This window comes from Cardinium endosymbiont of Culicoides punctatus (genome assembly GCF_004354815.1).
Lineage (GTDB): Bacteria > Bacteroidota > Bacteroidia > Cytophagales > Amoebophilaceae > Cardinium.
In genome coordinates, this window is the sequence record NZ_QWJI01000011.1 from 20915 (window position 1) to 27907 (window position 6993).

General features: G+C 32.7%; 7 protein-coding genes. 5 read left to right on the forward strand and 2 right to left on the reverse strand.

Annotated features, from left to right (window positions below):
- Positions 1-17 precede the first annotated feature (17 nt).
- The 4 genes from CCPUN_RS02485 (at position 18) to CCPUN_RS02500 (ending at position 3040) form a co-directional block, all read left to right on the forward strand.
- Positions 18-1001 (forward strand): DNA-directed RNA polymerase subunit alpha, encoded by a 984-nt coding sequence (locus tag CCPUN_RS02485; RefSeq protein ID WP_133282009.1) that lies wholly within the window; start codon positions 18-20, stop codon positions 999-1001.
- Positions 1002-1069: 68 nt separating this feature from the next.
- Positions 1070-1576, forward strand: coding sequence for a 50S ribosomal protein L17 (rplQ, locus tag CCPUN_RS02490; protein ID WP_133282010.1), 507 nt, complete (start codon positions 1070-1072; stop codon positions 1574-1576).
- A 143-nt stretch (positions 1577-1719) separates the two neighbouring features.
- The gene (locus tag CCPUN_RS02495; RefSeq protein ID WP_133282011.1) at positions 1720-2565 is read left to right on the forward strand and encodes a hypothetical protein; all 846 of its coding nucleotides are present in this window, start codon (positions 1720-1722) and stop codon (positions 2563-2565) included.
- A 169-nt stretch (positions 2566-2734) separates the two neighbouring features.
- On the forward strand, positions 2735-3040 hold the full coding sequence (locus CCPUN_RS02500) for a septum formation initiator family protein (RefSeq protein WP_240034342.1): 306 nt from the start codon (positions 2735-2737) through the stop codon (positions 3038-3040).
- A 34-nt stretch (positions 3041-3074) separates the two neighbouring features.
- Here CCPUN_RS02500 and dnaG read toward each other — a convergent pair whose 3' ends face one another.
- Positions 3075-5018: a DNA primase gene (dnaG, locus tag CCPUN_RS02505; RefSeq protein WP_133282012.1), complete on the reverse strand. Its 1944-nt coding sequence runs from the start codon at positions 5016-5018 to the stop codon at positions 3075-3077.
- A 248-nt stretch (positions 5019-5266) separates the two neighbouring features.
- On the opposite strand from dnaG, the gene CCPUN_RS02510 reads away from it, so the two are divergent.
- Entirely contained in the window at positions 5267-5518 is a 252-nt protein-coding gene (locus CCPUN_RS02510) for an IS1 family transposase (protein WP_255414884.1), read from the forward strand.
- A gap of 336 nt (positions 5519-5854) precedes the next feature.
- Here the strand turns inward: CCPUN_RS02510 and CCPUN_RS04710 are convergent.
- Positions 5855-6993: IS1634 family transposase (locus CCPUN_RS04710; RefSeq protein ID WP_165941911.1), on the reverse strand; the 1139-nt coding region annotated here is incomplete at its 5' end.

Sequence of the window (6993 nt, forward strand, 5' to 3'; positions counted from 1 at the left end):
TCATAAAAAAATTTGATATGTCATCATTAGCATTTCAAATGCCCGAAAAAGTTTTTGTTGAGAAACTTGATACTTTTCATGGTGTATTTAGTTTTCGTCCCCTAGAAAAAGGATATGGTGCTACCATAGGTAATGCACTTAGACGTGTGTTATTGTCTTCTTTGGAAGGGTATGCTATTGTTTCTATTAAAATTCCTGGTGTTTTTCATGAGTTTTCTACTATTGAAGGCGTACGGGAAGATTTAGTTGAGATGATTTTAAATCTTAAACAAGTCAGGTTGAAGAAGATTGATAGCGGAATAAATAGTACCATTTCAGTTCATATTAATAAGTCTGAATTTAGAGCAGCAGACATAGCTAAGGCAACTCCTTTTTTTGAGGTGTTAAATCCTGATTTGTTGATATGTAGATTGGATGAATCTACTAGCTTTAATATAGAATTGCAGGTGGAAAAACATAGAGGGTATCTTTCTGCAGAAGAAAATAAGCCTAAAGATCCTATGTTGGGTGTGATGCCTATTGATGCTATTTTTTCTCCTATTGTAAAGGTAGAATATCGTGTTGAGAATATGCGTGTTGGTCAGCGGACGGATTACGAGCAGCTTACTCTTGAGGTTCAAACAGATGGTTCTGTTAGTCCTGAGGAAAGTATTAAACAAGCTGCTAATTTAATTATTCAACATCTGAACTTATTGTGTGGCAAAGAGATTGTAGAACAGTTTGCTACAGATGAAGAAGTTCAATCTTTAGATGAAGAAGCGCTTCTTATTAGGAGAAATTTAGGCATCCATATCAGTGAATTAAATTGCTCTTCTCGTGTTTTAAATTGCCTTAAATCAGCAGGTATAGAGACATTAGCAGACCTTGTGGTAGTAAGGGATTTTGATGCAATGAAGTTTAGAAACTTTGGACGTAAGTCTAGAGATGAAATAGATCAACTGTTGGCAGAGAAAAACCTAAAAATTGGCATGGATGTGTCTAAATATATGAGAAATGAATAATTTTTTTCTTTATTTTAGAACGCATATTAAAGTAGATTTTTAAATAAAACTCCTATCTATACAAACGAATGAGGCACAGAAATAAAGTTAATCACTTGGGTAGACCTACTGCTCATAGAAAGGCGTTGCTTATGAATTTATCAAAGTCGTTAATCGTGCATAAACGCATAACTACGACACTTGCTAAAGCAAAAGCACTACGCAAGTTTGTTGAACCCATTCTTACCAAAGCAAAGGAAGATACTACCCATTCTAGGAGAATGGTATTTTCTGTATTTCAGGATAAAGAACCAGTTAAAGAATTGTTTAATAATGTTGTAGAAAAAATAGCACAGCGTCCAGGTGGCTATACACGCATTATTAAGCTGGGAAATCGTCTTGGAGACAATGCAGATATATGTATGATCGAGTTGGTGGACTATAATGAGGTGTATAAAAAAGAGAAAAAAGTTATCAAATCTACTAGAAGAAGAAAGAAAGGTCATGCCGCTGTCACTGCCCCTGTTGTAGATACTGTGGAAACGGTAGCAGCCGTTACTTCCTCTGATACAGATACAGAAGTAGGAGCGTCATAGTTATCTTGCTGTAATAGCAGACGCATACATAGCCTAGTGTATTAGGCGTTACGGGTTTTGCCTAGTTTTTTTTTGATGCTTTTTTAGTTACTACATATTTGTTTTTTTACGAGCCTGATGGCTCGTTTTTAATGTTTCTAACTATGTGTATACGTAAATGTTTTAGTATAGCACTATTAGTATTGCTACAAGCTGGTTCTTGTTCTAAGGGTAATAAGGGAACCGGTTCAGTTGAAAGCCAAATAGATACATTTAGTGTTGAAGGTGTCAAAGCATATGAAAAAAAAGGAACTGATGCAGTTGAAAGCCAAATAGATACATTTAGTGTTGAAGATGTTAAAGCATATGAAAAAAAAGGAACTGATGCAGTTGAAAGCCAAATAGATACGTTTAATGTTGAAGGTGTTAAAGCATATGAAAAAAGTTTAAATCAAGAAATAAAATGCAACCTATTGAGCTTTTTAAATGGAACTTCATTACAACGTCTTCTTAATGAAAAAAAAGGGTTTGATTCATTGAGTAATGATCTTTCTTCTAAACAAGAAGAAGTTGTCAATAATTTAAATTTGATTTTATTGGACTTGTATCGGGTTATTTATAAATCTAATGAACCTAATCTGTCTGAAGCTTTTGATTTAGAAAAAAAACTAGAACAAAAAAGGGGAAGGGTTCCAGATAAAATAACAAAGGAAAGTGTGATAAGTAAAGAATCTTTAGAATTAATCCGTATCCTGTTTGCTGGTATTGACGGTCGTACTACTGAGTACAACAGTAAAGTAGATTCTGAGCTAGATCAGTTGTTATGTAAACCGTTAATAGAAATAATCAAGCAATATTATATTATTCCTTTCGAAAAATATCTAAATACAGATTCGTTTGATGAATTTCAAAGCTCTATTAGAGTTGGAAGAATAAAAGTGTTTCAGATGGTAAGTAAACATTCTAAAACTTGTCTTGAAAGATTTAAACGAAAACTTCCTAAATACTAACGTTATAATCAAAAACATCTTAAGATAAAGATTCTTTAAAGCTCATATTGAGAGATGTTTTTGATTTAATGTATTTGAATACTAGATTTTTTTAAATTCATTAAATAATTCTAGTATGTTTTAATATTTACTAGTATATAAAGCTCTATCTAGTTTCAAACATAATCTAATGAAACCAAAAAGCAAAATTCAGTCTCTAAAAACCATATTATTAGATCCCTATTGTATCTCTACCATATTTTTTGTAGTATGGGTGGTCTTCTTTGATTACCAGAATGTATTTTCACAACATACATTGTATGCTAGGTTAAAGAAATTGGAGGAAGATCATATATATTATACCTCTCAAATTAAGCAGATTAAAAAAGAAAAAAAAGAGCTTTTAAACAATTGTGATCTTTTAGAAAAATTTGCTCGTGAAAAGTATTATATGAAAAAGGAAAAAGAAGACCTATATATTATTGTTCAGGACTAAATGTATAAATTTTTTATGTCTATGGTAATTTCTCTTATTGTGCGACAACAATACCTAGCTGCTTAGCCATATTACGCTCAGATTCCTTAAGCAGCTGATGTACTTGCAGCAGTCGTTCTTCTTCTTCTTCTGATAATTCATTTTTAAGTTCTTCCCTATTTTGCTCAATAAGTTCCTGAACCAAACGTAACTTTAATCTAAGTAGCACCTCTAAACTCATTTGATGCAGGTTTTGTGTCTCGCTTACTGTATATATTCTATATTTTTCGATCCAGGCTTCGCTAATGTCATGGCAGTTGGCTGTTAAATCAATGGCTATTTTTTTTATGGCTTCATTTGTACTATTTAAACAAAATGCGATATCCATCAGATTGCCTTGTTGAAGTGTTGTTTTAAAGTAGTCAAAGAGCATCTTACAATCAACAGATCTAAAAGTTATGTCGCCTAGTTCTAAGATTATGTATTCGTATAACTTCTGATTTTCAAATAGTTGCGTAGATCCATAAGTCAATAAAATACGCATAATTTCTCTTTCGTATGCTTCAATACTTGTATTAAGCTTACTGGTAAAAGCAATATTTTTATGGTCTACATAATGAATATTTTTTCGTGTAAAACGTGGCTTAGTGAACTTTGCTTCTCGTTGTAGGGAATATTTTAACCGATCTTTGTTACGTATTTCACGATATGTAGCTAAAAGTACCTCTTGTTCTATAGAAAACAAGTCACTACATTTTTTTAAAAACAGATTTTGTTGTATTTCATCTGGAATAGCTACAATGCTTTCCACAATTTCTCGTATGCATTTTGCCTGCTCAACAGGACCCTGTTCACTAGCTTGGTTCAGTAAAAAGCCTGCTTTAAAGGTAATAAAATCTTGAGCAGCGTGATCCATATAATGGGTAAAAGATTCTGCTCCTACTTTCCGGACGTAGCTATCTGGATCTTCTCCTGAAGGCAACAACACGACCTGTACCTCAAATCCTTTTGCCAATAACTTGTCTATGCCACGCAGGGCGGCTTGAATACCTGCCTGATCTCCATCAAATACGAGGGTAACTCTAACCGTAAAGCGACGTAGGCAATTAATTTGCTCTTCTGTAAGGGAGGTTCCAGCAGAAGCCACTGCATGTTCTAGCCCTGCGATGTGAAAGGCAAATACATCTGTATAGCCTTCTACAAGGTAGCAGTTATTTTCCTGTTTAATGCGTTGTTTTGCGAAAGGAAGACCATACAATAATGCACCTTTATGGTAAACAAGTGTTTCTGGAGAATTGATATATTTCGGGCTATCATTAGATGCAACCATGTGACGTGCGCCAAAAGCTACTACCTGTCCTGTAATATTATGAATAGGAAACATAACCCTCCCTCGAAAACGGTCATATATCTTGCTATCATTTTTAATAACTAAGCCTGCCGTGATCAACAAATCTAGACTGATACCTTGTTCTATTGCAAATTTATAAAAACCATCCCAACTGTTTAGGCTATAGCCCAACTGGAATTTCTTTGCTATTTCATTTGGTATAGCTCGTTGATCCAGATAGGGGAGTGCTGTTTTTTCAGCTTCTGAATGAGTCCAAAGTAAATTGCTATAGTAATCTTTAGCTAAAGAAAGTATAATCTGTATACTTTCTTTCTGGTTATGTGTTTGGAGGTCATATGAATGCTCAGTGTCTGTGTCCCGCTCTATGACGATATTATATTTTTGTGCAAGGTAGGTAATGGCTTCTACAAAAGAGGCGCCTTCCATTTGCTGAATAAAGCTTATGGAATCCCCAGCAGCATCACATCCAAAGCATTTATAAAAACCTTTTTCGGGAGAAACAGAAAAAGAAGGAGTGGTTTCGTGATGAAATGGGCAACAAGCCCAAAGATTTGTACCCTTCTTTTTGAGAGATATAAAGTCAGCAACCACTTCTTCAATACGCACAATGCCTTGAATGGATTCTATTGTTTTTTTACTGATTATCATATTTTTAAAGAAATATATTCCAGTCTATATAAGTAATCATGGAAATGGTAGCCATATAATAAGGTTTTAAAAAATTTCCAGAAAAATAAGAGAAATAGTTCAAATAAAAACCGACTAACTAATAATATACAGTGATTTTAGCCATAAATGTAATGAAGTCTAACATTTTACCGTTGTACAACCTTATTTCTTACGTGGTGGTATATTGTCATAGCGCCTAAAATGGGTGGTATTGGGATTGTAAGAAAATATACTGCTATCTTTCCTATTTCTATATGGTAATGGATATTTGTTTACATCTCAAAAGCCCCGACAATTGGTCTGCTTTTAGAAAAGTTTTTAGTAATTGTTGTCACAAAGTAGGAAAACAATTTACAAGAATGATCGAAGGGGTTAATTGTCTATTGCGTTATAGGATCAGTCGTTTAGTTAGAAAAACTTGTTGCTTCTCGAAAAAACTAAAAAATCACATAAATGCAATACACAAGTCAGGTGGGTAAGGGAAATATAACTCTAAATAGAGCAAACAAAAATTTCTAAATAACGGACTTACGCAACAGGTCTAGTTAAATATTTTCTAGCAGATTGTATCTTCTTTTACTGCAAAAATATGTTTTAATGGATAAGTTACACATCAGATCCGACATTTCGCACAAAAATTTGGGATTTTTTATTTTCTCTATTTATTACATAAATGTTACTATATTTTTAGGGTTTTCTCATGATATTTTTACACAAAAAATCATAAAATAAGCCAAAACCTGATTTTAAATATATTATTATTCAATATTTATTACATAATCTTACCTAATAGGTTATACTTCTGATTACATAGATTATATCGCAATTTTTTCATCTGATATTTCATAAATACTACAGGCCATCGGCCCAAAATACCTAATAATGCGACTACGAAATGCATCTATATTTAATACTTTGCGTATAGCAACGCCATCTATATTCATATCAAGTAAATGTATACCATGAAATAAACGATATATCCATTTCATAGTAGGTTTTTTAGTCTGTTTACCACTCTGTGTGGTTACTGTAGTATCTGTGGTTATTAACTGTTGTCTCAAAAAATACTGTGCAAAACTGTAAGTCATTAAACAAAGTGTCATTATCATCATAAGTGCATTAATACGTCCTGGTTTTTTGAGAAAAATAGAATCCACTTCAAAGGTGTTATCTTTTATAAACTTAAATCCAGCCTCTGTACCTGCCTGTTCTTTGTAAGTGGATAAAACCTCTTGATTGGGCAAGGATTGTATATCCCACTGATTAGTAGCTAATACAAAACGTCCTTTAGTTCTACTAGCTTGTGTAATAGATACTTCATTACGAGAAAAGACAGGAACTACTTGATAAACGGTAGCTAGGGGTTGGGTATCTTTGGAAGGACGTCCTTTACATTTATATTGATGAACCTGTTTAGTAGTATAGTCTATTTTATGATATTTAATAGTTTTAGATAGTTGTTTTACAGATTTATCTATATCTTTTTGGCAACCAAACTGTTCATAACTTAAACGCACTAACTGTTTTTGTAGATCTATACCTTCTTTCTTGAATTGATGAACCTGTTTAGTAGTATAGTCTATTTTATGATATTTAATAGTTTTAGATAGTTGTTTTACAGATTTATCTATATCTTTTTGGCAACCAAACTGTTCATAACTTAAACGCACTAACTGTTTTTGTAGATCTATACCTTCTTTCTTGAATTGATGAACCTGTTTAGTAGTATAGTCTATTTTATGATATTTAATAGTTTTAGATAGTTGTTTTACAGATTTATCTATATCTTTTTGGCAACCAAACTGTTCATAACTTAAACGCACTAACTGTTTTTGTAGATCTATACCTTCTTTCTTGATACGATGATTCAGCGTAATTATTTCTCGATCGTAAGCTTGTTGTGAATAAATTAAAAACCAACGTTGTTTAACTTTTTTATATGTCACTATAGTAG

Coding starts and splice junctions, on each gene's coding strand:
- dnaG (WP_133282012.1), bottom strand. CDS start 5,018: ATGATAATCAGTAAAAAAACAATAGAATCCATTCAAGGCATTGTGCGT.
- rplQ (WP_133282010.1), top strand. CDS start 1,070: ATGAGGCACAGAAATAAAGTTAATCACTTGGGTAGACCTACTGCTCAT.
- CCPUN_RS02485 (WP_133282009.1), top strand. CDS start 18: ATGTCATCATTAGCATTTCAAATGCCCGAAAAAGTTTTTGTTGAGAAA.
- CCPUN_RS02495 (WP_133282011.1), top strand. CDS start 1,720: ATGTGTATACGTAAATGTTTTAGTATAGCACTATTAGTATTGCTACAA.
- CCPUN_RS02500 (WP_240034342.1), top strand. CDS start 2,735: ATGAAACCAAAAAGCAAAATTCAGTCTCTAAAAACCATATTATTAGAT.